This window comes from Oscillibacter ruminantium GH1 (genome assembly GCF_000307265.1).
GTDB classification, from domain to species: domain Bacteria; phylum Bacillota; class Clostridia; order Oscillospirales; family Oscillospiraceae; genus Oscillibacter; species Oscillibacter ruminantium.
Genome location: NZ_DF158897.1, coordinates 237,059 through 261,695 on the forward strand (window position 1 = coordinate 237,059; position 24,637 = coordinate 261,695).

Annotated in this window: 13 protein-coding genes; 6 read left to right on the plus strand and 7 right to left on the minus strand. The window is 55.1% G+C overall.

Annotated features, from left to right (window positions below):
- The first annotated feature begins 66 nt into the window (after positions 1-66).
- Together ON16_RS05725 and ON16_RS05730 are read left to right on the plus strand one after the other, a co-directional pair.
- A complete protein-coding gene (locus tag ON16_RS05725; protein ID WP_040660255.1) occupies positions 67-1,905 on the plus strand; it encodes an NAD(P)-binding protein in 1,839 nt (612 codons plus the stop codon).
- Positions 1,899-3,629 carry a [FeFe] hydrogenase, group A gene (locus ON16_RS05730; RefSeq protein WP_040660257.1) on the plus strand — a complete coding sequence of 577 codons (1,731 nt, stop codon included), beginning with the start codon at positions 1,899-1,901 and terminating at the stop codon, positions 3,627-3,629. The genes ON16_RS05725 and ON16_RS05730 overlap by 7 nt, the downstream gene beginning before the upstream one ends.
- A gap of 183 nt (positions 3,630-3,812) precedes the next feature.
- Here the strand turns inward: ON16_RS05730 and ON16_RS05735 are convergent, their stop codons facing one another.
- The 3 genes from ON16_RS05735 to ON16_RS15290 form a co-directional block, all read right to left on the minus strand.
- Positions 3,813-6,590 carry an ATP-binding protein gene (locus ON16_RS05735; protein WP_040660259.1) on the minus strand — a complete coding sequence of 926 codons (2,778 nt, stop codon included), beginning with the start codon at positions 6,588-6,590 and terminating at the stop codon, positions 3,813-3,815.
- A 144-nt stretch (positions 6,591-6,734) separates the two neighbouring features.
- A complete protein-coding gene (locus tag ON16_RS14940) occupies positions 6,735-11,459 on the minus strand; it encodes a response regulator (protein WP_051131564.1) in 4,725 nt (1,574 codons plus the stop codon).
- The gene (locus ON16_RS15290; protein WP_144032059.1) at positions 11,443-14,898 is read right to left on the minus strand and encodes an EAL domain-containing protein; all 3,456 of its coding nucleotides are present in this window, start codon (positions 14,896-14,898) and stop codon (positions 11,443-11,445) included. Before ON16_RS15290 ends, ON16_RS14940 begins: the two co-directional genes overlap by 17 nt.
- Before the next feature lie 365 nt (positions 14,899-15,263).
- On the opposite strand from ON16_RS15290, the gene ON16_RS05750 reads away from it, so the two are divergent.
- Positions 15,264-16,427 carry a DUF4317 domain-containing protein gene (locus tag ON16_RS05750; RefSeq protein ID WP_040660261.1) on the plus strand — a complete coding sequence of 388 codons (1,164 nt, stop codon included), beginning with the start codon at positions 15,264-15,266 and terminating at the stop codon, positions 16,425-16,427.
- 358 nt (positions 16,428-16,785) lie between these two features.
- Positions 16,786-18,141: a uracil-xanthine permease family protein gene (locus ON16_RS05755; RefSeq protein WP_040660263.1), complete on the plus strand. Its 1,356-nt coding sequence runs from the start codon at positions 16,786-16,788 to the stop codon at positions 18,139-18,141.
- Between the two features lie 134 nt (positions 18,142-18,275).
- Here the strand turns inward: ON16_RS05755 and pnuC are convergent, their stop codons facing one another.
- From pnuC to ON16_RS05770, 3 genes are all read right to left on the minus strand, one after another.
- Positions 18,276-18,974, minus strand: a complete 699-nt coding sequence (gene pnuC, locus ON16_RS05760) for a nicotinamide riboside transporter PnuC (RefSeq protein ID WP_051131565.1) — start codon at positions 18,972-18,974, stop codon at positions 18,276-18,278.
- Positions 18,975-19,216: 242 nt separating this feature from the next.
- Entirely contained in the window at positions 19,217-20,593 is a 1,377-nt protein-coding gene (locus ON16_RS05765) for an MATE family efflux transporter (protein ID WP_040660267.1), read from the minus strand.
- A 4-nt stretch (positions 20,594-20,597) separates the two neighbouring features.
- Entirely contained in the window at positions 20,598-21,044 is a 447-nt protein-coding gene (locus tag ON16_RS05770) for a MarR family winged helix-turn-helix transcriptional regulator (RefSeq protein WP_051131566.1), read from the minus strand.
- 231 nt (positions 21,045-21,275) lie between these two features.
- Here ON16_RS05770 and ON16_RS05775 point away from each other — a divergent pair, with 231 nt between their 5' ends.
- Both ON16_RS05775 and ON16_RS05780 read left to right on the plus strand, forming a co-directional pair.
- Positions 21,276-22,121 carry a DegV family protein gene (locus ON16_RS05775; RefSeq protein WP_040660269.1) on the plus strand — a complete coding sequence of 282 codons (846 nt, stop codon included), beginning with the start codon at positions 21,276-21,278 and terminating at the stop codon, positions 22,119-22,121.
- Positions 22,122-22,408: 287 nt separating this feature from the next.
- Positions 22,409-23,056 (plus strand): hypothetical protein, encoded by a 648-nt coding sequence (locus ON16_RS05780; protein ID WP_051131567.1) that lies wholly within the window; start codon positions 22,409-22,411, stop codon positions 23,054-23,056.
- A gap of 184 nt (positions 23,057-23,240) precedes the next feature.
- Here ON16_RS05780 and ON16_RS05785 read toward each other — a convergent pair whose 3' ends face one another.
- Entirely contained in the window at positions 23,241-24,626 is a 1,386-nt protein-coding gene (locus ON16_RS05785; protein WP_040660271.1) for a YfcC family protein, read from the minus strand.
- Positions 24,627-24,637: the final 11 nt, after the last annotated feature.

Genomic DNA, 24,637 nt, shown 5'->3' on the forward strand with positions numbered 1-24,637 from the left:
TTCCCTTATTGTCCCTTTTTCAAAGTCACTATGGAATTAGAACGGAAGAGAAAGGCGTGAAATGATATGAGCAGGCTTGAAGTCAAAATTCCGGGGCAGGCCCAAGCAATCGTGGAACAGCTGTACCGGAATATGGAACGGCGAATCGCCGCCAGCCCACCGGGCCTTTGCCCCGTGGATATGGCATTGAATTTCCTGAATCTCTGTCGTGCGCAGACCTGCGGCAAATGCGTTCCCTGCCGCATTGGTCTTGCCCAACTGTCCAGCATGCTGACACAGGTGCTTGACGGAGAGCCGGAAATCGGAATTTTGTCCCGCATTGAAAGCACCGCGCAGGCCATTACCGAAACAGCGGACTGCGCCATCGGCATCGACGCGGCAAATCTGGTCCTGATGGGCCTGAAGGGCTTTCGGGACGATTACGAGGAGCACATTCTCCATCACCGGTGTCTTGGCAGTCTCAAAAACCCCGTGCCCTGCGTGGCGCTGTGTCCCGCCGGGGTGGATATTCCCGGTTACATCGCTCTGGTCAACGCGGGCCGCTGCGACGACGCGGTTCAGCTCATCCGTAAGGACAACCCCTTCCCAACAGCCTGCGCCTATATCTGCGAGCACCCCTGCGAGGCCCGGTGCCGGCGGAACATGGTGGACAATGCGCTGAATATCCGGGGGCTGAAGCGCTACGCCGTGGATCACGCCACAGGTGCCCCCCACGCTAAAAAAGCCCCCGAAACAGGGAAGTCCGTCGCCATTATCGGCGGCGGCCCCGGCGGTCTTTCCGCCGCCTACTATCTGGCACTGATGGGCCATAAGGTCACCGTCTATGAAAAGAAAAAGCAGCTGGGCGGCATGATGCGTTACGGCATCCCCAGCTACCGCTTACCCCGCCAGCGGCTGGACAACGATATCAACGCCATCCTCTCCCTTGGCATCGAGGTTCACACGCAGGTGAACGTGGGCAGCGACATTACCTTTGACCAGCTGAAAAAGCAGTATGACTGCCTGTATCTCTCCATCGGTGCGCACACCGACAAAAAAACCGGCATTCCCGGCGAAGACAGCCGGGGGGTCATCTCCGCGGTGGAGCTGCTGCGCCGCATCGGCGACGACGATATGCCCGATTTCACCGGACAGAACGTGGTGGTTATCGGCGGGGGAAACGTGGCGATGGACGTGACCCGCAGCGCAATCCGGCTGGGCGCAGCCAACGTGACATGCGTGTATCGCCGCCGTCAGGCAGACATGACCGCCCAGCAGGAGGAGATCGAAGGCGCAATTGCGGAGGGAGCCGAGGTATTGACCCTGCAGGCCCCGGTGCGGATTGAGGCCGACGAGACGGGACAGGCTGTGGCCCTTTGGACACAGCCGCAAATTATTGGGGCGATGGACAGCAATGGCCGTCCTCGCCCGGCCACTGCGGCTGTGGAGCCTCGGCGCATTTCCGCCGACTCCATCATTGTGGCAATCGGACAGGGGATTGAGTCCCTTGGGTTCGAGCAGTGCGGCGTGAAGATTCAGCGGGGCGGCACACTGCTGGCGGATTCCAGCACACGCCTCCCGGACATGGAGGGAGTCTTTGCCGGAGGCGACTGCGTCACCGGACCCGCCACCGTCATCCGGGCCATTGCCGCCGGAAAGGCGGCAGCGGCCAACATCGACGAATATCTGGGTTTCCAGCACGAGATTCGCACAGAGGTTCAAGTCCCCGCCCCGCGCTTTGCCGACCAGCGCCCCTGCGGCCGGGTCAACGCCACAGAACGCGGCGCAAGCGAGCGCAAGGGCGACTTTCAGTGCATTGAATGCGGCATGACCGACGAGGAGGCGGCGCAGGAATCCTCCCGGTGCCTCCGGTGCGATCACTTTGGATACGGAAACTTTAAGGGAGGACGTGTGGAAAGATGGTGAATTTCAAGATCAACGACCGGGACCTGACCGCCGCCGAGGGCGTCACCATTCTGGAAGCCGCCGAACAGGCGGGAATCCCCATCCCCCATCTGTGCTTCCTAAAGGAAATCAACAACATCGCGGCATGCCGCATGTGCGTGGTGGAGGTTGTAGGGAAAGAACGTCTGGTCCCTGCCTGCAATACAGAGGTTACAGAGGGCATGGTCATCTACACAAATTCCGACCGGGTCCGCAGAGCCCGCAGAACGAACCTGAGACTGATCCTCTCCCAGCACAACTCCAACTGCGCGGTCTGCATCCGCAGCGGCAACTGCGAACTGCAGCGGCTCTCCCGCGACCTCAACATCCATTATCAGCCCTATGAGCTCCAGCTGGAGCGCTCCACCGTGGATTTGGAGGCCCCTGTCGTCCGTGAGGCCAGCAAGTGCATCAAATGTATGCGCTGCGTGCAGATCTGCGACAAGGTACAGGGAATGCACATCTGGGACGTGGCCGGTACCGGCTCCCGCACCACGGTGGACGTGAGCTACAACCGCTTCCTGAAAAACACAGACTGCACCTTCTGCGGGCAGTGCGTGACCCACTGCCCCACCGGCGCACTGACCGTTCGAGACGACACCAACCGGGTGCTGCAAGCAGTGGGGGACCCAGACATCGTCACGGTGGTGCAGGTTGCTCCCGCCGTGCGGGTGGCGTGGGCGGAAGCCTTTGACCTGCCTGTTGAGCAGGCCACCACCGGACGCATGGTGGCGGCGCTGAAACGCATCGGCTTTGATTACGTGTTTGACACCAACTTCACCGCAGATCTCACCATCATGGAGGAAGGCAGCGAATTTTTAGAGCGGTTTACTCACAAGGGAAAATACCGCTGGCCCATGTTTACCTCGTGCTGTCCCGGCTGGGTGCGCTTTCTCAAAACTCAGTTCCCGGCTTACACTCAGAATCTTTCTACCGCCAAGTCGCCCCAGCAAATGTTCGGCGCGGTGGCAAAAAGCTATTTCGCGGAGAAGATCGGCGTTGATCCCCACAAAATTTACGTAGTGTCCATCATGCCCTGCTCCGCAAAAAAGACGGAGTGCGAGCTGCCCACGATGAATGATGCCTGCGGCGACCCGGACGTGAACGCCGTTTTGACCACCCGGGAAATGTGCCGAATGTTCTGCAGCGACTGCATCATTCCCGCCGACTTGGAAGAAGCGGAATTTGACAGTCCCTTGGGTACCGGCACCGGCGCGGCGGTGATTTTCGGTGCCACGGGCGGCGTGATGGACGCGGCGCTGCGCAGCGCCTACTATCTGGTGACCGGGACCAACCCGGATGCCGATGCTTTTCAAAAGGTGCGGGGAGATCGGCCTTGGAAGGAGGCGGTTTTCTCCATTCCGGGGGCCGGAGACGTGCGCGTGGCGGTGGTCAGCGGCCTTGGGAATACCCGCCGGCTGATGGAGGCCATTGACGGCGGGGAAGTGGTCTATGACTTTGTGGAGGTCATGGCCTGTCCCGGCGGCTGCGCGGGCGGCGGCGGCCAGCCCATCCACGAGGGCGTGGAAATGGCGTCTCACCGCGGCAATCAGCTTTGGGAAATGGACGCGAACGCAACCGTCCGCTTCTCTCACGAAAATCCGGACGTGTATGAGCTCTACCGCGCCTATCTTAAAAATCCGCTGGGCGAGAAGTCCCATCATCTCCTGCACACGGACCACACCGCATGGTCCGTCCGCAAATAAAAACAACAGAGGCCCGGGCGCAAGCGCCCGGGCCTCTGCTCTGTTTCTTAAAAACTTCATTTTTGAAGCTGACCATTTCCAAAATGCTTTTATCCCAGTATGAATGATTGATAAGGGGTAACGTCCCACAGAATCGCTGGATTCTGTTTTACCCAATCGTTCCAGCGCATCCGGTGGTTTTTCTTATCGTATCAGGCTCGGTGATTTCGGACTCTGCCGCTCATCCTCCGGGAGGTATTTGGCAAGGGCGGCATACAGCTCCTCCGGATCAATCGGTTTGGTGAGACAGCCGCTCAATTCCGCAGCCCGAAAGGGCACCATGTTTTCATCAGGAGCAGCAGCGGACAGGGCGATAATCGGAACGCCCGCCGCGTCCCGGCGCGACAGCCGCCGAATCGCTTTTGTGGCGGAAATTCCGTCCAAAACAGGCATTCGAATATCCATTAACACCGCAAAATAGTAATTTTCCGCCGACTTTTCAAACAGTTTCAATCCCTCTTGGCCATTTTCGGCAGAATCCACGCAGATGCCCACATGTTGCAGCAGCTTTTCCACAATCTCCCGGTTTACGGCCTGGTCCTCGCACACAAGGACATTTTTCCCCGCCAGCCCGGATGAGGAAATCGGGCGGAACTTTTCCACCAGATTCTGCTCTGGAACAATTTGGCCCCGCAGCAGCACCGTGAAGGTTGTGCCTTTTCCGGGGGCACTTTTGCAGGAGATCGTGCCACCCATCATCGTGACCAGGTCCTTCACAATTGCCAGGCCCAGCCCGGTGCCGTCACCGCTGGCGGTGGTGTGCTCCTGCTCAAAGGGCTTAAACAGCCGGTTTCGCTGAAATTCATCCGACATACCCGCGCCGTCGTCCCTGACCCGAAAGCGAATCAGATACGAGTCCGGGCCGGCGTCTTCCTTTTCAATGTCAAGGGTTACGTGGCCGCCGGACGGCGTGAACTTGATGGCGTTGTTCAGTAAATTTACAAAAATTTGCTGAACCCGCATTTTGTCAAACAACAGCAAAGGAGGAAGCGTTGGATCACAGTGGAAGGCAAGGGAAACGCCCTTTTCCTGCGCCCGGGGCTGGAGAAGGTTGGCCAGAGACTCCAAAAGCTCCTCTTTTCGATAGGGCTGGGGATGAAGCGCATAGTTTTTGCTCTGGAGCTTGCTTAAGTCCAGACTGTCGTTGATTAATTGCAGCAGATACTGCCCGGCCTGATGAATTTTTTCATGATATCCGGCGGATTCCTCCAAGTCAGAGGCCTCCGCGCCAAAGGAGGAAAAGCCAATGATCGCATTCATCGGAGTGCGCATGTCGTGGCTCATTCTCGACAGGAATGCCTGCTTTGCGTTGACGGCTTCCGCCAAATCAAGGTTTTTCCGGTGGGCGCGTTTCAGATAGAGGAAAACCGCGGCCAGACTCACCATTAAAATCGTCCCGCCGCTGACAATCAGGATACTGCGGACGGGGTTCTCGTAGATCCAAGCCAGAAGAAGGTTCTGACTGGGGCGTTTCACAGTGGTGTCGATCATCAGTGCGTTCAATTCGTCGGTGGTGATGGTGGAAAGCGTTTTACTGAGCCCGCTTGCCAGCAGGCCGGTTTCGTCGCCCTCCACGCCCAGACACACCTGATTGGAAAACGCAACCAGAGAGGGCGTGAGCTGGCTGTAATGATACATTTTCAAATAATATTCCGCCGCGTAGCTGGAGACAAGGGCCAGACTCGCTCTTCCGGATGCCACCGCCGTCAGGCAGTCCTGTGAATCCCGGCACCATGTTATTTGATCCTGACGATACTTTCCTAAAATATAATTCTGCGTCACATGGGAGGAATGGACGGCGGCCACCGTGCAGGTTTCGGGATCAAAGCTGCTGTTCTTGTTTTTGATTGCGTAGTAATTGACCGTGGCATAAGGCTGCGTAATGTCTACATTTTTTTCGTCGGCCCACACGTGATCGTAGTAGAAATCAGGATAAACGACAACGCCTCGCGCCTTCTCCTCTTTCCACTCCGTCTGGATGCATGAAACGCCCAGCCGGTCGCAAATCATCTGCGCCACGGCGGGATAGAACCCCGTGAAAGAACCGTCCTTCTCCCTGCGGCTGTAATATCCCCGCCCGTCCTGAAAGGCGAAGGTCAAAGAATTGATCGACGCCAGATAGCGCGCTTCATCCTTTGTCATCGGCACAGCGACCCGCTCCGGAAACCAGCGTTTATAGGTATCTGAAAAGAATGTCGGCTCGTCGCTTTGAATTTTAGCCAGCGCATTGTTGATCGTTTTTAAATATGGATTGCCGATACTCATAGAAATATAATTGGAGATGGTGCCAAACCGCTCCAACTGCTTCATTTCGCCGTCCAAATCCATGACGTTGGAGATCAGCGCGTCGATTTCCCCCGCCTCCAGAGCGGCTCGGCAGGCGTTGAACCCATCGTAAAAGACAAGGTGTTCCGCCGGAATGCCTGCATCCTCCAATTCGTTTTCCAGTCCGGCGGATTGGTACACGGGCCGGGAAATGCCGACTTTCAGCGTTTGAAACGTCTCGTAATCCTGATAGCAAAGATCTTCTCTGCTTTTGAGTGCCATGACGGCATAATAGGTGTCGATGATGCTGTGCTCCGTGTACCCCAGCGTGGTGGAGGGCGAGACGGGAAGCGTACCCGGCATACGGACATCCGCCTCTCCTTCCAAAACCATTTGCTTTGTCTCTTCCCAGCTGTGGGCCAAAACGTAGGTAAAAGTAATGCCCGTATACCGGGATATCAAATTCAGCAGGTCAACGCCATATCCACATTCCTCGCCCCGATTGGTATACTCAAAAAATCCGGGCAGCGGATAAAATGCAACGCGAAGCGTGGGTCCGCTCACCGCGCCGGCAGGCACGGCCAGTATCCCCACAAGAAGAATTGCTCCCAAAATAGCGGCGCACAGGCGCCTTTTCAAATTTTGCAGCGCGTTCATTTCGATCCCTCCTGTTCGGTAGTGAATTCATGGCGGACAAATTTTAAATACTTTGGATACTTTCCGCCCAAACGGCGGCGCCCCAGCGGCTCCGGCTCTATGCCGCAGATGCTGAACAAACAGAAAAATGCACGCGCCCCGCTCTTATTCGGGCAGAGACGTCTGCCCCGCGTGGAAAAAGTCATCCAGCGTTGCATACAGCAATTCCGGTTCAATGGGCTTGGCGAGGTGCGCATTCATCCCCGCCATCTTGGATTTTTCCACATCCTCGTCAAACGCGTTGGCGCTCATCGCGATAATAGGAATCGTCTTGGCGGTCTTCTTTTTCAGCTGGCGGATAGAGCGTGTTGCCGTTAATCCGTCCATGACCGGCATGCGGATATCCATGAGGATTGCGTCGAAATACCCCAGTTCGGCTAAAGTAAAAGTCTCAATGGCGGCCAACCCGTTTTCCGCGACCTCCACTTCGCAGCCTTTGGCGCTCAACAGGCGCTTTGCAACCTCCACATTCAGCATGTGATCCTCGACCAGCAGAACCCGGTGGCCGGTGAAGTCATATTCCCGGGGCGTGGCGGCTTGCTGTTCCTGCTCTTTGTGCAGATAGATCTTTTCAAAAGCGGAGCAGAGCGAGGTTTTGAACAGGGGCTTTGAAATAAGAAGATTGACTCCGGCGTTTTTGGCCTCGGCCTCAATACTGGCCCAGTCATAGGCCGTCATGATGATGATTGTCACGTCCGGACCCACGATGCGCCGAATCCGCCGCGTGGTTTCAATGCCATCCATCTCCGGCATCTTCCAGTCGATCAGCACAATATCATAAAGCTCTCCCCGCGCCCACTTTGTCTCCACCATGGCGACGGCCTTTGACCCGCTGTCCACCCAGTCCGCCTTTGTGCCCATCTCCGTCAGGATATGCTGCGTCTGCTCGCAGATAAGAATCTCGTCGTCCACAATCAGCGCCGACAGGTTTTTCCAGTTCATGCCCCACTGATTTCTGACCCGGTAAACCGTGTCGGTACATAGTCCCAGCGAGAGTTCCACGAGAAACTCCGTGCCGATGCCCTCGATGCTGTTGACGGAGATCGTTCCGCCCATCATATCCACCAGATTTTTGCAGATGGCAAGGCCCAGCCCCGTTCCTCCATAGGGACTTGTGGAGTTGGAACGCTCCTGCTCAAAGGGTTCAAAGATGCGGTCCTTAAATTCGTCGCTGATGCCGATTCCCGTGTCGTTCACGGTAAATTGCAGATATGCTTTGCCGCCATTGGTCCGAGCCTGATTGACAATGAACTGCACCTTTCCGCCCGCCGGGGTAAACTTTACCGCGTTAGAGATCAGATTTACCAGAATCTGCTGCAGCTTCATAGGATCGCCCATATAGGACGGCTCCGTAAAGCTGGTCAGGATGCAGTCGTATTCCACGCCCTTGTTCTCTGCCAGCTCACAGGCAATGGTATTGATGCCGTTCAGGAATTCCTCAAAAGGAATCTCCTCATTTTTCAGCGTCAGCTTTCCGCTTTCGATCCGGCTCATATCCAAAATATCATTGATGAGAGAGAGCAAGAATCGCGCCGAAATCCCCACCTTGGAAATGCAGTCGGACACCTGCTCAGAGTTGCCCACGCACTGGGCGGCCAGCGCCGACATTCCGATGATGGCGTTCATGGGCGTGCGGATTTCGTGGCTCATTCTGGAGAGGAATTCCGTTTTTGCAACGCTTGCCTGCTGCGCTTGCAGCAGTGCGTCCCGGAGGACTGCCTGATGTTGCTCCTGCTGGTGGGTAATGGCGGTGATATCCGTGCGGGTAAAGACCAAAACGGAGTGGCTCTGATCGAGGTACATGCACTGCCATTTTTTGCGATAGGTCTTGCCATCGGCGATCACCGGGAAGGTATAGACAAACGTATCGCTGGTTTCAAGCTCACGCATGATGTGCGCGCAGTCAAACGCCTCCATGGCCTCCTGCCGATACTCCTCCGGAACGTACCGCTCTATAAATTCAGGATAGCCCCGGGTATAATCTCCATTGGCGTGCATCTCCAGCTGGGATTCCAAATCCGTGTAGTGATAGCAGGTCAAGTGCTGATCGGACAGGTTTAAAAGCCCCAAAAACTCATATTCCAAATCCAGAATCCGACCGATAATCGTTCCCAGCTGTTTCTTTTCGTTAATATCATGGGTATACAGAAAGCACATGATGTCGCCGCTGTCGGGGTTTCGATAGGTTTTGGAAACAGTCCTCACCCAGTGGGGCTGCCCGTTGGTCATGCGCCGCTGATACTCTATGGAACTGGTCTTTGTGCCCGCCTTATACAGCCGTATCAAGTTTTCAGGCTGCATTTTTCTGCGCAGTTCATCACTCATCTCCTGCGTTGCGCACAAAGAGGCGACAGTTTCTATCACGTCGGTATAGGCGCTGCTGTCCTTGGAATAGAGCATCCGCTCGTCGCAGACATAGTGGTCCACCAGATTGAGCGTCAGATTGCCCCGGCACTTTCCCAGCAGCACCTCGCCCTGAATTGCCTCCAGATTTTTGACCTCTTCGTCAAATTTCTTCTGGGCATTGATGAACTCGGTGACATCCTCTCCGATGGCTACGCCCAGCACCGGCAGGCCGCCCGCGCCAAAAATCACGGAATAGGTAATTCGCTGCCATTCCACGCCGGTTTTCGCTTTGTTATAATGGATGATCGCGGCCGCCGTTTTCTCACCCCGGGCCAAGGCTTCATAAAGCGCGATGTAGTCGTCCACCCCGTCCGGCATGATATAGCCCGCCTCAATCCGGGCCATGTAGCCGCCCTTCTGATTCAGTCGGAACCCAAACCGTTCGGCTCCTCGGCTGAGGCTGTTAAAAACGTTGTTCTGGATATCGTAGGAGCATAAGAAGATTGCGCTGGAGGCCAGCGCCAGTTCCATCTGCTGCTTTTCCGCCAAAATCTTTAACTCGTTGGTAATGTTTTTCCCTACGCCGATGGATTGCAGCACGTTACCCCGATCATCCAGCAGATTCGTGTAAAACACTCGCTCGCACCACCAGCCGCCCCCGTCGGGGCGGGCAAGCCAGATGTCCCGGCTGACCTCCGGCTCTCCGGCTTCCACCCGGCGATACAGATCCCGGAAAGCCTCAATGCTCTCCGGCTTGATATCTCCCCGCCGGATAGACGTTTCCACAAAATCGGAGATGACCGGTTCGTTGCCCGGATGCACCTTCAAGGACTCCGCCGACTCATAGAGCGTGTGGGTCTTGACATCGTATGTCCAAACATTTAAATTCGCGGTACTGATGGCAATATCAGAGATCACCTTGTTTTCCAGCAGTGACAGCTCCGCCTCCTTTTGGCGGGTGATATTGTGGAACACACATTGCAGCAGGGGCGCGCCTCGGTCCTCTCCGATCTTCTTGCCCTGCATATGCACCCAGATCACGCGGCCGTCCCGATGGCGCTTGCGGAAATCAATGTCCGCCACCGTGTCGTGAGCGCAGGCATCGCGCACCTTGCAAATCACCATTTCAGCGTCCGCCGGATAGATCAGGTTGGCGGCGTCCTGTTTGATGATCTCGCCGTATTCCTCGGGAGAGTAGCCTGTCAGCGCCGCGACTCCATCGGAAAAATAAATCGTCTCAAAGATATCGGAAACGCGGTAAATGGTCACGCCGCCGGGAATGGCGTTAATGATATTTTGAATTTCCTCGTTAGCGGCCTCCGCCTTTCGGGCGGCCTCCATTTTTTCCGTCACGTCACGTCCGATGGCCGCCGCACGTATGGGCCGTCCCCCATCGTCAAAGATGGTCTTATAGCAGACCTCTTCCCACCAGTATTCCTTTCTGACCGGATCATAGGTGCGCAGGGTGGCGGAGACTTTTTCCTCTCCGGCCAGCACCCGGTCAAAAATATCTTTCGCGGCTTGGACGGAATCTTCGTGATAGTGCTTTTCATCAAACAGGCACTGTGGGAAATTGGGATAGACCTCTGCGCCGCTCCCGGCGCACCGGGAGGAATGAATCGACTGATACGCCGTTTGGGACAGAATGTCCCACTCCCAAACGGATACATCGTAGCCCTCCATCACGCGGTCCAAAAGCTCGCGGGTCCGCTGCTCCTTTGTCACGTCCATATAGCTGATATAGTACCGCAGCTTACGGCCAAGGCTCTTCACGGTGCCGCGCACGGAGAGCGTGATGGAGCGTCCGGCCCGGGTCCGTGCCTCAAACATGTCGGAGAACATCGCGCCCTCCTGCGCGTTTTGCTCCAGAACGGATCGGCACAAAGTCCGCTCCCTTCCACACGCCATGGCACATATGTCGGCTTTGCAGCCCTCTATAAACTGCTCCCGGGAAACGCCCAGCATCCGGCAAAGGCCGTCGCTGACAAAGCTGAGAGCATATCCGCCGTTCTCGTTTCGGTCCACAATGGTAAAGCCGCCCTCAAAAATATCCAGCGCGGCGTTTATTTGCTCGGCGCCCTCCCGCGCTTCCTGCGGGTCTTGAAGCTCCCACGGCTCCGGATTCCGGACTTCTTGCAAACAGCAGGCGCAGTAGCCGGGTTCGGGGGAGAAACAAAGGGCCTGAAGCTGCCGTCCTCCCGCCAGAGGGCAGATCGCCGCCGCTTCCGCAGTCCCGCGTGTCGCCGTGTTTTCCAGCAGCCGCTTCCATTTGGAATCAGCGGTGGGAAAAAGGTCGCAAAAACTCCTTGTTTGAAGCTGTTTCAACGAAATCCCAAGAATTTTCGCCGTCGCCTCATTTGCGTAAGCAAGTTTAAAATCCCGAATTTCTTCGGCCTCGTCTTCGACAGGGCCCCAGATGCAAAAAGCGCAGGAGCCGGCGTCAAAACATGCATGGTAGTGCTCCACCTCAAATTTGGTGCCCATCGTCTTCATCCTCTCTATCTGACCGTGCAGAGTGTTCCGCTCCGGATAAATCCAGCAGCAGCTGAAGATGAATCCGGCGTCCGTTTAATGCAAGCAGCTTCTCTCTGGAGAGCATTTTTTTGCCTGTCTTTTCTTGCAGATAGGTTCCCTGCTCATACGTGTCAAAGGAAAGGCGGCCTCTCTTGCAGGATACGCAGGGGGTATGCTGATGGCGCAGGATTTCATAGCACTTTTTCCCGTGGATATCCGACACGCCGAAAAACTGCTTTGCCGCCTCGTTGCAGTAAAGCAGGTCATATGTCTCATCGTCGATGGCGACCACGGCGGCGTCCAGTGCCTCGATCAGGCTCTCTTTGTTGATCCAAGCGGACATCGCGAAAAGCAGGCTGCCCTGCCCATACATCGCGGCTTGATTCTTTCCCTGACGTTTCGCATCGTACAGCGCCTGATCCGCGTTTTGGTAAAGCGTTGTAAAGTCCGCGGCGTTCGGGCCGGTAATCGCGGCCCCCACCGAAATGGTAAACGGAACCGGGGCAGACTCAGGGTTCTCGGACAGCATTCTGCAAAGCGCGGCGCACTTTTCCGCCACAAGCGTGGCGGAGGGCACTCCCATCATAAACACACAGAACTCGTCGCCGCCGAAACGCCCGATCACATCGCCTCTTCGGAAAAAGGCCGACAGTCTTCGCGCCAGATAGGACAGAACCTCGTCGCCGCATGCGTGACCACAAGTATCGTTGATGCTCTTAAAATGATCAACGTCTATCATAATCAGGGCATGGGTGTTCTCCGCCTGATTCAGCAGAATGTGGTTAATCAACTGCTCTGTGATGGCACGGTTGAAAATTCCCGTCAGGGGATCGGTCCGGGCTTTTCGGACCACCATGTCGTATTCCTGAAGAATTTCGCGGAATCGCCGGTTGGACTCCAGCACATTGTCCACCCGCCGGACAACGATCTCCTCCACAAAGGGTTTTATGATGTAGTCGTTCGCCCCAAGAGCCAACGTGTTGATCTGACATTCGGCGCTTTCGTCAGCTGTAATGATAATGATCGGAATGTCTGAAAGCGCCGTGGTCGCCCGCTTGATCTCCAAAAACTCCGTGCCGTCCATCACCGGCATCATCAAATCCAGCAGAATGATATCCACTTGGTTCTGGTATTCCTTCAAAACGTCCAGCGCCTGCTGGCCGTTTTCAGCCTCCAGTATGGTAAACCGATTTTGAAAAATACCCTTCAGAATCTTCCGGTTGGTCTTCAAGTCATCCACGATCAGCATCCGCCCCGTATCCACATGGCCGGCTTCTGCAATCATCCGATATTTTTGAAGCTCGATGTCCAACTCCCTTTGGGCGGTAATGTCCAGAAAGTTTCCCAGCAGGATCTGCCTATTACCCACATGGCTGATGCGCTTCAGCTTCAGCTGAAGCCAGAGCGGCTTTCCGCTGGCGGTTTCGCGGCGGTACTCCACCTCCACCGTCCCCGCAGAGACGGCAGCCTGACAAAATGCGGTCATCACAGCGCCGCGGTATTCACGGCTCACCACCTGCAGCGCATCCCCGGTGTTCACCACGGTATCGTCGCGGCCAACTAAATCATAAAAAGCCTGATTGACCCGGAGAATCTCCACCCGGTTGTCCGCAAACTCATAGATAGCCACCGCGTGCAGCGCGCTGGAAAGCAGCGTCTCCAGCCGGGCGTGTGGCTCCCACATCTGGTCAATGTCAACGTGCGTTCCTTCCACCGGCCGGAAGGGTGTTTCACTTTTGACAAGATCCTCATAGGCCTCCACCGTCATGGGCTGGGCAAAATAATAGCCCTGCACGTATTCGCAGCCGATTTCCCGCAGAAAATCCGCCTGCTCCTGTTTTTCAACGCCCTCTGCAATCACCGGAATATGGAGCCACTTTGCCATGCGGACCACGGAGGAGATGATATTTTCGCCGCGGCCCGGAATTTTTGTATTGGAGAGAAATTTCATATCCAGCTTGAGGATATTGACCTCCAGATCCTTCAGGATGTTCAGGGAGGAATATCCGCTGCCGAAGTCGTCCATCAGGACCATGAAGCCCTTTGACTGCAGCCGCCTCATCGTATCCATCATAACCTGCGGATTGTCGGTATAGGCGCTTTCAGTCAGTTCCAGCTGCAAAAGGTGGTTGGGAATCTGATATTTCTCCGTCAATCCACAAATCCGTTCCACCAGATCAGGCGTGTAGATATTGACTCGGGAGACGTTTACCGAGATGGGGAAGGGCTGCTCTCCATGGTCAATCCAGCGCTTGAGGACCCGGCAGACCTGCTCCCAGACATCATAGTCCAACCGGGAGATAAAGCCGTTGCGTTCAAAGACGGGGATGAAGGTTCCGGGGAAGACCATCCCCTTTCTGGGGTGCATCCATCGCACTAGCGCCTCTGCACCTTCCGGACTGTTTGTTCTCAAATTGTACTTGGGCTGCAGGTAGATCTGAAATTCGCCGTTTGCCAGCGCGCCGGCCATTTCATTGGTAATCTCCTGTTCCATCTCAATGGCCTGACTCATCTTCGCGGTATAAAAAGCACAGTTTTTTAAATACTTTCCTTTGACCTGCTTGGAGGCAAGGCCCGCCTTGCCCAGCATGAGACTGATTTCCTCGGAATTGTCGGGGATTACATACGCGCCGCAGGTGGGAACCAAATTAAAATCCCAGCTGAAGGACCGAAGATTTTCCTTGCACCGTCTGACCAGTGCTTCCACAGCGTCCCGCCCCCCATAGGGAATGCAGCAGGCAAAAATGTCAGCCTCCATCCGCCCATAGGTTCCAATGATCTGCCGATCCATCAAATCCGTCAAAACTCTTGCAAAATGCTTTAAAAGTTTGTCTCCCTCGGCGGAACCATAATAGGAGTTAATAAGCTGAAAACGGTCAATATCCAAACGAAGAAAGACAAAACTCTCCTGATGGCTCGCATCAAGCATGGTGCGGGTCATTTCAAAGAATTTTGTCTTATTGTAGATTTCTGTGAGGGGATCGTATTCCGCAAGGTATTTCAGCTGATGAAGCGCTGTCAGCTGGCTTCTCTCAATTGCGTTTTTCAGGCGGAATTTCAGGATCTCAGGATCATACGGCTTGGAGACAAAGTCCCATGCTCCCAATTTCAGGGCCTCCCGCTCGTTCTCACTGTCCCCGTTCCCGGTGGAGACGATAATAGGCAGATTTTGATAGGCCGGGTCGCAATGAGTGTCGGACAAAAAAGCATACCCGTCCATCACCGGCATCACAAGGTCCAAAATGACAGCGGCAATTGCACTTTTACGCTGACGCAAAAGTGCGATGCCCTCTTCGCCGTTGGCGGCTTCCAGCAGCAAATAGTCGGTAGATAATATCTTCGACAGGATCTTCCGGTTGATGGGGTCGTCCTCCACGACCAGAACGGTTTTCAGCGAATGCATCGTCATCCCTCATATTTCCTGTAATTGCGCGCATCTGAGCATAATATCGCTTGTATCATACCATTTAATGGAACATAACACAAGAGTAAAGCGGGCCGCCCGCTTCTTTGCGGAGGCGGACAACACGCCGTGCGCTCCGACGGCGGGGAACGCCGTCTTCTCCGCCGCATAGCCCGGTTGCAGCATTTTGCACACACGCAGGTGGGATTAAAATCGGCGAGTTAAAGAAGCTTTATTTTAAAGTTTACTTTTGCAAATTTTTGATCTGTCCCGCAAATTTTGTGGTATCATAGAACTCGTTCGTGATAGGATAAAAACTCTTACCGCAGTCTTTGTACAGCGGAAAACAATTAATGCAAGTGAGGTCAATTATGAATCAAAAGGAATTAGGCGAGCTGCGCCGCCGCTTTCGCCCGGATAAAAGCGCGATCAGCCGTATTTACGGCTGCTTTGTCAACAGCAACAAGGAAATCATCGCCGATTTGGACGAATCCCTCGGCATAATGCCGCAGGAGGAGGCTGAAAAGTATCTGAGCCTTCTGAAAAAAACACTCTCTGGGACACTGGGAAAAAATTTGATGGATATCGTGTTCTCCACCCAGCAGGTGGCAGACAGCGAGGAGTGCCGCCTGCTGGCCGCGCTGCGCAGCTCCGAACTGAAGGACGGCGGCGCGCGGCGGGCGCTTTTTGAAAAGGTAATCACCTCTTTGGACATGACGGAGGGCAACTATCTGATCCTCCTTGCCCACGACGCCTATGACGTTCCCCACCGGGGCAAGGACGACGAGCTGCAGGCCGACGCTTCCGATGCGGTCTTCTCTTACATCGTCTGCTGTGTCTGTCCGGTAAAGGACGGAAAGACGGAGCTGGGCTATTTCCACGGGGAAAACGAATTTCACATCTGCACCACCGGACAGACCGTTTCCGCGCCGGAGCTGGGCTTTCTCTATCCGGCCTTTGACGACCGGGCTGCCAATCTCTACAACGCGCTGTTTTATTCCCGCAGTCCCGCCGATCTCCATCAGGAGTTTATCGACGCGGTCTTTCATGCGGAGGCCCCCATGTCCGCCCCGGAGCAGAAGGAGACGTTTGAATCCGTTCTGCGGGAGACATTGGAGGACGAGTGCCGCTTTGACGTAATCCAGTCCGTTCACGAGCGGCTGCAGGAGAAAATCGAGCAGCACAAGGAGAGCCGGCAGCCGGAGCCTCTGGATATCTCCCCAAAGGAGATCAGCGGAATTCTGGAGGACTGCGGCGTTTCTCAGGAACGGACCGCTCTGTTTCAGGAAAAGTGCGACGAGCGGTTTGGCGGCAGCGCGGCCCTCAGCCCGGAAAATATTATTGACAGCAAACGCTTTGAGATCAGCACGGCGGACGTTACCATCACAGTGCCCCCGTCCCAGAGCTATCTGGTGGAAACCCGGATTATCGACGGCAGAAAGTACATCCTGATTCCCGCCGACGAGGGCACAACGGTCAACGGTTTCGACGTGAGCATTCAGCCGGACAGAGATTCCGCCCACGGCGGCGAATAACTAATCACATATCAAAGCGGGGACGGTTGAAGCAACTTCAACCGTCCCTGCTTTCCTTTCGGGATATGCGCCTTTGGCCGAAACCGCGGGTTGGATTGCCTTAATACAACGTCAAAATACGAAGGGATTCGCATACGAGCATAGAAAAAGCAACCGAGCAAATATGTAAATAATTCTAATTTTTTGTAAGGTATGCTAAAAAATATTTGATTTTGTAAAAAAGTATGGTATGATAGGAGCGATCTTTTTGAAAATCGCGCAGGGGAGCTGCGCGGTGTCTGCCTTGCCTCAAAACGTAAAAGTGGAGAGGGTCTTGAGAATCCGTTTTTCCCAAGATCCGTGAAAGGAGCTGCCTGCCATGGAGAGAAGAACCCCTGACCGGGAAGCGCTGTTTCGGCTGAGAGGTCCTGTGCCGCCGGGAATGGCGGTGTCGCTGGCGCTGCAGCATCTGGTGGCGATGATTGTGGGATGTGTAACCCCGGCTATCATCGTGGCCGGTGCGGCGGGGCTGGAGATGGGCGACCGGGTCGTGCTGATTCAGGCGTCGCTGGTGATGTCTGCCGTGTCCACCTTTTTTCAACTCTATCCCATCGGCGGGCGGTTTGGTTCCGGCCTTCCGGTGATTCTAGGCGTGAGCTTTGCCTATGTTCCCAGTATGCAGGCCATCGCGGCTGACGGCGGCGGGATTGCCTCCATTGCGGGGGCCATGCTGGTGGGCGGCGCGGTAGCGATGCTTGTGGGCCTTTCCATGAAGCACATCCGCCGCCTTTTTCCCCCGGTCATCACCGGAACCGTGGTCTTCACCATCGGCCTGTCCCTCTATCCAACGGCCATTAACTATATGGCGGGCGGAACGGGCAATACCGCCGAGGTCATCGCGGCCAAGGGACTGCCCTCCGCGCTGATATACGGCTCCTGGGAAAACTGGCTGGTGGCGGCGCTGACGCTGACGGCGGTCATGCTGCTGAACAACCGGGGCAAGGGCGTGTGCAAGCTGGCGGCTATTCTGCTGGGTATGCTGATTGGGTATGTGATTGCCATTCCCTTCGGGATGGTGGACTTTTCCGGGGTTGCGGATGCGGCATGGTTCTCTCTGCCCAAGTTCCTCCACTTCGGGGTGAAATTTGACCCGGCCTCCTGCATCGCGATCGGGCTGCTCTTTGCCATCAATTCCATTCAGGCCATCGGCGACTTCACCGCCACCACCGTGGGCGGTCTGGATCGGGAACCAACCGACCGGGAACTCAAGGGCGGCGTGATTGCCTATGGCGCCAGCAATATTCTGACGGCGTTTTTCGGCGGCCTGCCCACAGCTACCTACTCTCAGAACGTGGGCATTGTCACCACCAACAAGGTGGTGAACCGGACCGTGTTCGTCATGACCGGCGGCTTTTTGCTGCTGGCAGGCGTGTGCCCCAAGTTTGCCGCCGTTTTGACCACCATTCCCCAGTGCGTGCTGGGCGGGGCCACGGTGACCGTGTTTTCCACCATCGCCATGACCGGCATGAAGCTCATCGCCTCTCAGGATTTGACGGCTCGAAACACCACCATTGTCGGCCTTTCCGCCGCATTAGGCGTTGGAATCTCTCAGGCCTCCTCCGCGCTGAGTCAGTTTCCCGACGCCGTTACCATGATCTTTGGAAAATCCCCGGTGGTCATCGCCACCATCATGGCCGTGCTGTTGAACCTGTTGCTGCCAAAGGAAAACAAATGATCGCAAAAGCATGCGGCGGATTCAGCGCCCCTCCATAAGGGTATTTGAAGGGAGGCATCGTTTGAAAACGATGCCTCCCTTCACTGCGTCAAATGGGATCACGCTTCCCGCAAAGGGAGAATCTCTGCGTACTTTTATGCATTTTCAGCCTGCCGTTTGCCCATTTTGCGCCAATTGATAAATCCATAAACATCATTGACGAGGAACGCCAGAAAGCAAACGACAACGGACAAATAGGAGGTCTCTTCAAGCGTTGCCAACGCCCATAGAACAATCAGCACAATGTCATTGGCGGCGTATCCGATGGCGTAATACGGGCTTCTTCTGAACGTCAGATAGACTGCCGCAAAACTTGTTGTGACGGATATCGTGCTTGGAATGATATTTGCCGTATAAAAATACTCCAAAATAAAATAAAACACTAGCGTAATCAGAGTCGTTAAAACCCACAGAAACCCCCATTCCATTTGGGACAGATGATTGACTTTTACCTCCGCCTTATTTCCGTTGTAGGGATTTTTTATCCAAGAAATCAGGGCGCATACTGCCATTGGCATTGTCATTCCAAGATACGTCATCATTTCTCCATAATAGGAAAAGGAGAACGATATGACGCCGTATAGCAGGCTGAAAATAATCATGAGGAGCTGACCAAAGGAATTTCCTTTGGCATTAAAAATCAGCGAAGTAACGCCGATCAGAGAGGCCATCAGCGTTAAGTAATTGTCGCGGTCAAACAGGCAGAAGGCAATCACAATCGCAAGCACGGAGCCAAACCACAGGGTCCGTTCTCCTCTGGAAAAATAGTGAAACAGGGCGTTCAGCTTTTTCATATAGCCTCCAAAAAAATAAGCACCCGCATACACATCTTCATAGACCTAACGATGTGCAAACGAATGCTTTACGCATTTCTACCCGGTGGCAGACGTATTGAATTTCGACCAGTATAACCCGGAAAACCCCAAAAATCAATAGGCTCCGCTAAATTTTGCTTTATTGTGCGGTGAGAAACTCCATTCCCAAATAAAACACGGCGGCCACAATTGGATTGTGGCCGCCTGTTTTCTCTTTGTGCTTATTTTTCCCAAGGAGGCGCCTCCAGCCTTTTCATGGATTTCTTAAACTGAACGGCAAACATGATCGCCGTGGTCAAAACAGCCATCGTGTCTGCCACCGGCTCCGCCAAAAACACGGCAAATGCCTGATTTTCAAAGAAATTGGGCAGGATATAGATCAGCGGGATCAGCAGGATGATTTTCCGCAGAACTGCCAGAAACAGCGAGCTTTTTGCGTTGCCCAGCGCAATAAAGGTCTGCTGGCAGGCAATCTGGATGCCGAAGATGCAGCACATCGCCATATACACGCGCAGCGCGGGTACCGCATAGGCCACCAGCTCCGGATCACTGTTGAACATGCGGACAAAAATCCCGGGAAACAGCTCGACCAACGCCCACAGCGACGCGGAGTAAATCACGCACACCCGCAGCAGCAGTCTAAACGCTTCCCGCACGCGCTGGGGCAGTCTGGCTCCGTAATTATAGCTGATAATAGGCTGGGCACCCTGAGTCAGTCCCTGAAGCGGCAGCATAGCAAACTGCATGATGCTGGTCAGCACCGTCATTGCGCCCACGGCGATATCGCCGCCGTATTTCAGAAGCGAGGTATTGAAGCACACCGCCAGAACGCTCTCTGTGGCCTGCATGATAAACGGCGACAGTCCCAGCGCAACGCAGGGGAGCACCACCTTTGCCCGTGGGCGCAGGTACTGCCGCTTCAGCCGCCACTTGGTCTTGCGCCCCATCAGAAAGCGCAGAACCCAAACGGCCGAGACAGCCTGCGAGAGGATGGTTGCCAGCGCGGCGCCCTGAACGCCCAGATTCAGCGCAAAAATGAAAATGGGGTCCAGCACGGTGTTCAGTCCCGCGCCGATCAAAACCGTCTGCATACTGACCTTGCTGAAGCCCTGCGCGGTGATGAAAATGTTCATCCCCAGCGTCAGCTGGACGAAAATTGTTCCCAGCGCATAAATGCGCATATAAGCAACGGCATAGTCAATGGTGTCCGCGCTGGCACCAAAAGACAGAAGGATGGGGCGGTTGAACAGGACGAAGAACGCCGTCAGCACCACGGAGGCAATCAGCAGCAGCGTCAGACAGTTGCCCATGATCCGCTCCGATTCCTCCGGGTTGCCCTTTCCCTCCTCGATGGACGCCCTTGGCGCGCCGCCCGCGCCAGCCAGAGAGGAAAACGCCGTGATCAGCATAATAATAGGCAGACAAACCCCCACGCCCGTGAGCGCCGCCCGGCCCACTCCCGGAATGTGGCCGATGTAAATCCGGTCCACCAGATTGTACAGCATATTGACAATTTGCGACGTGACCGTTGGCAGCGCCAGCGAAAACAGCAGCTTGCCGACCTTTCCACTGCGCAAATCCGCGCCTTGTTGTTCCATGAGTTTACGATCCCTTTCCTGCCAGCGCTTCCACGCCGGACGCAATTTTTTCCGCCAGCGTCTCCAGCTGGCTCCGCTCCTCCGGCGTTAGTCCGGAGGTGATGTCTCGGGCGCAGCGGCCCTGAATTCTCTGCGCCTCGCGGGCCAGCGGTTCGCCAGACGGCGCAATCAAAAGATGCACCACCCGCCGGTCGCCGCCGTCCGCCTCCCTGCGAAGGAAGCCCCGTTTGGAAAGCCCCTCCACCGCCTGAGAAACTTGGGATTTTCCAAGACCCCGCAGCTCCGCCACATCTCGAGCCGTGTCCAGCCCCGGGTTGTTGGCCAGAAACAGCAGAACATGCACCTCGTTTATGCTCAGGCCGGTCCGCGCCAGCAGGGGAGCGAACTGGCTGGTATAGTACCGTTCAAACTGACGGCTCAGTTTTAAAATTTCCGAAGCGCCTAAATGCATACGCCGCCTCCTGACAGTTCAAAATAAAACTGTTCTAAAATGAACTTTTACAGTATATGCCCGGAGCCTGCAAATGTCAAGCGCGCGATGCCAATGTAAAATCGGCAGACTTCTGCCCTCATATTTTGCATTGACAAATCACCCCAGATGATGTAATGTGATATTAAGAATTAGATTACGCGAGGACCCTGACGAAATTCATTCCGGTCAGGAGTCTTCAAAGGAGTTTTTATGACCTGGAATATTGTCTGCGACAGCAGCGCCGACCTGCCCTCCGCGGGCGGGAATGACGACGCCATCCGTTACACCTCCGTACCTCTGCGGCTTTTGGTGGGAGAGCAGGAATTTCTGGACGACGAGAGTCTCACCATTTCTCGCCTGTTGGAATGCATGAAGGAGGAAAAGGGAGCCTCATCCACGGCTTGTCCCTCTCCCGCCGCATTTGCTCAGGCGTTTTCCACGACGGATTGCTCCATCTGCTTTACCATTTCCTCCAACCTCTCCGGCACTTGTTCTTCCGCCATGATGGGCCGGGATCTGGCGCTGGAGGAGCATCCGGAAAAAAAGATTTGCGTCATCGACTCCAAGAGTACCGCCGGATGTCTGGTGCTGCTGGCCCGCCGGGCCAGAGCGCTGATCGAGCAGGCCGAAGTGCCCAACTTTGAGGAAATCTGCGCCCAGCTGCGGATTTATCAGGCGGCGCTGCGCACCACCTTTACACTGGAGAATTTCGACAATCTCATCAAGAATGGGCGGATGCGCCCGCTAGTGGGAAACCTGCTTCATTCGCTGGGAATTCACGTCATCGCGGAGGCCACCCCGCAGGGCACCATTCATGTGGCGGACAAGGCCCGGGGCGAAACGAAGACGTTTCAGGCCATTATCAAGCAGATGGCCGCCAGCAAGGACTGCACCGGTGCAGAGGTTATCATCTCCCACTGCCAGAACCTGCCGGGAGCCGTTAAGCTGAAGGAACTGATCTTGAAGGATTTGCCGGTAAAGAGCGTGGAACTTCTCTCCTGCCGGGGCCTGACCAGTTTTTACGCCATGGAAAAGGGTCTTATTTTGTGCTATTGATTTATCTTTCTATAAAAAAACATCCGCGGAGAAAGAGTCCCGTTCATAAGGATGTTGTCGGTGGGTAAGATTGGCCGTAGGATATGCGATAAGCAATCCTACGGCTTTCCTGTTCTGCGATATCGGGAGTCTATCGGTACAAAGGCGAATGTCAGACAGATAGGACGCTTGCCACAATCATAGGCACAGATTTTAAACAGAATTGTCTGACATTGTGCTATCGACGGTTCGATGATACAATCATCCCATAAAGGCAGTAATAAATCGGAATTTGTGGAGGTAACGATGTGAGAAAATTCCAAAAGCGTTCTATTGCGTTGATTGTGCTCGCAGTTATAGCAGTAGCCTTCGGATTGACCGGCTGTGGAAATACCGACAAGACAACGCCTGGTGAAAGTACGCCGGAACAAATCGCAGTTTCGTCCGGCGAGGAACATTCCGCCGCATTTTCCTTTGCTGATGTTTCCAATCTTCAGTTCTGGTTTGGCAGCGGCGCAGGCGGCTGGTGTACAGTACTTAACATTGCGGAGGACGGCAGTTTCAGCGGTGAATATATGGACAGTGAACTGGGGGCTCAAACCACCTATCTCTGCGATTTCACCGGGCAATTCTCTCAGCCGATACAGGTGAATGACGATACTTACTCTGTACAGTTGGAATCCATCTCCTACGAACGGGAATCCGGTACCGAAGAACGTGCGGTGGTGGAAGGATACGACTGGACCTATTCCTATACAGAGCCTTACGGTCTGGACGATGCAACGGAACTGTTGATTTATCTGCCGGGCACGCCGGTTGCGGATCTGCCTGAGGGGTATCAACGCTGGATGTCCGGCTACGGCGATGAGATCGGTTCTGAGCTGCCATTCTACGGACTTTACAATGTGAACGGGGAGCAGGGTTTCTCCAGCTATGTGATTGAGCCGGGCGACTGAATGTAAATGCCCGTTTATCGGGGAGATTATGAGCATAATCTTCAACTCAATAATTCGGAGTTTATCGAGTTGATTGCAATGAAAGCATAACGCAAATTTAAGGCGTCACCGTTCATCAAAACAGTGACGCCTTAAAAACATCCTTATTTGAGTGACGCTAAATTTCCGCGGATGTTTTTTTGTTTTACAGCCACACGCCCAGCATCAGGAAGGCAAGCGTCAGCAGGAAGAAATAGAGGATCAGCTTCCACACGTACTTGAACCACCGATCATAGGGGACATGTCCCAGCGCCAGCGCACCCATGACCACGCCCGCCGTAGGCGTGATGATGTTGACAAGGCCGGACGCGGACTGGAAGGCTGTCACCACCAGATCGCCGCCCACTCCGGCAAAACCGCCCAACGGCGCAAGAATGGGCACCGAAAGCGTTGCAAGGCCGGAGGAAGAGGGAATTAGGACGGAAAGCGGCAGATAGATAAGATACACCAGAAGCGTGAACGCGATGGAACCAGCGCCGGACAGGGCGTTTTCGCCCCAGTGGAGCACAGTGTCCGTAATAGCGCCTGCGTTCATCAAAACGGTGATACCCCGGGAGATACCGATAATGAACGCCACACCCAAAAGGTCCGCGCAGCCGCCCACAAAGGTCTCCGCAATCTCCGATTCCTCCATCCGGTCCACCGCGCCCACCACGATGCTGCCTACCAAAAACAGGGCGGACAGCTCCGGGAACCACCAGCCCAGCGCGGGCAGGGGAAGGCCCATCTCGTCAAAGGGGATCACGCCGTAAATCATCACCAGAAATGTGATGGCAAACACCGTCAGGATCGCCTTACGTCGGGCATTCAGCGGGGCAGTCTCCGTGGCGCTGACGTGGAGTTTGCCTGCACCCACGCCCACCACGGACCGGGAGGGATCACGCTTGACTTTAGCGGCGTAAGCCATAACGAACCAGATGGCCACCGCTTCAAAAACAATCCATTGCAAAATCCGCAGAACGATGCCCTCTCCCAGCGACACGCCGGCAAAGCCCGCCGCGATGCCGGTGGCAAAGGGATTCACGGTGGAGCAGATCACACCGGTACCCGCGCCCAATAAAATCACCGAAATTCCCACCACCGCATCATATCCGGCGGCAAGGAATACGGGAATCAGCAGCGGGTAAAACGCCATCGTCTCCTCCCACATGCCATAGGTGGTGCCGCCCAAGCCGAACAGCAGCATCAAGATGGGGATGAGCCATTTTTCTTTTCCGTTCAGACGGCGGATGACGTTGGAAACGCCTGCGTCCACCGCCCCGGTCTTCATCACCACGCCCAAGAATCCGCCCACGGTGAGAATGAACACACACACGTCCACCGCATCATAAAACCCGTTGAACGACGCCAGAAGCACGTCTCCGATGCCCTGCGGATTGGATTCCACGGCGTGATACGTGCCCGCCTGCGGCACGTCGTTAAGATACTCGTATTTGCCTGCGGGAATAAACCATGTCGCCACCGCCACCAGAATAATCAGCAAAAATAAAATAGTGTAGGCGGTGGGCATTTTGAACTTGCTCTTGGCCATGAGCGGCCCTC

Bases quoted from the DNA above. Each gene is read 5' to 3' on its own strand.
- ON16_RS15290 (WP_144032059.1), bottom strand. From the start codon at position 14,898: ATGACGATGCATTCGCTGAAAACCGTTCTGGTCGTGGAGGACGACCCC.
- ON16_RS05730 (WP_040660257.1), top strand. From the start codon at position 1,899: ATGGTGAATTTCAAGATCAACGACCGGGACCTGACCGCCGCCGAGGGC.
- ON16_RS05785 (WP_040660271.1), bottom strand. From the start codon at position 24,626: ATGGCCAAGAGCAAGTTCAAAATGCCCACCGCCTACACTATTTTATTT.
- ON16_RS05735 (WP_040660259.1), bottom strand. From the start codon at position 6,590: ATGAACGCGCTGCAAAATTTGAAAAGGCGCCTGTGCGCCGCTATTTTG.
- pnuC (WP_051131565.1), bottom strand. From the start codon at position 18,974: ATGAAAAAGCTGAACGCCCTGTTTCACTATTTTTCCAGAGGAGAACGG.
- ON16_RS14940 (WP_051131564.1), bottom strand. From the start codon at position 11,459: ATGGGCACCAAATTTGAGGTGGAGCACTACCATGCATGTTTTGACGCC.
- ON16_RS05775 (WP_040660269.1), top strand. From the start codon at position 21,276: ATGACCTGGAATATTGTCTGCGACAGCAGCGCCGACCTGCCCTCCGCG.
- ON16_RS05770 (WP_051131566.1), bottom strand. From the start codon at position 21,044: ATGCATTTAGGCGCTTCGGAAATTTTAAAACTGAGCCGTCAGTTTGAA.
- ON16_RS05755 (WP_040660263.1), top strand. From the start codon at position 16,786: ATGGAGAGAAGAACCCCTGACCGGGAAGCGCTGTTTCGGCTGAGAGGT.
- ON16_RS05765 (WP_040660267.1), bottom strand. From the start codon at position 20,593: ATGGAACAACAAGGCGCGGATTTGCGCAGTGGAAAGGTCGGCAAGCTG.
- ON16_RS05725 (WP_040660255.1), top strand. From the start codon at position 67: ATGAGCAGGCTTGAAGTCAAAATTCCGGGGCAGGCCCAAGCAATCGTG.
- ON16_RS05750 (WP_040660261.1), top strand. From the start codon at position 15,264: ATGAATCAAAAGGAATTAGGCGAGCTGCGCCGCCGCTTTCGCCCGGAT.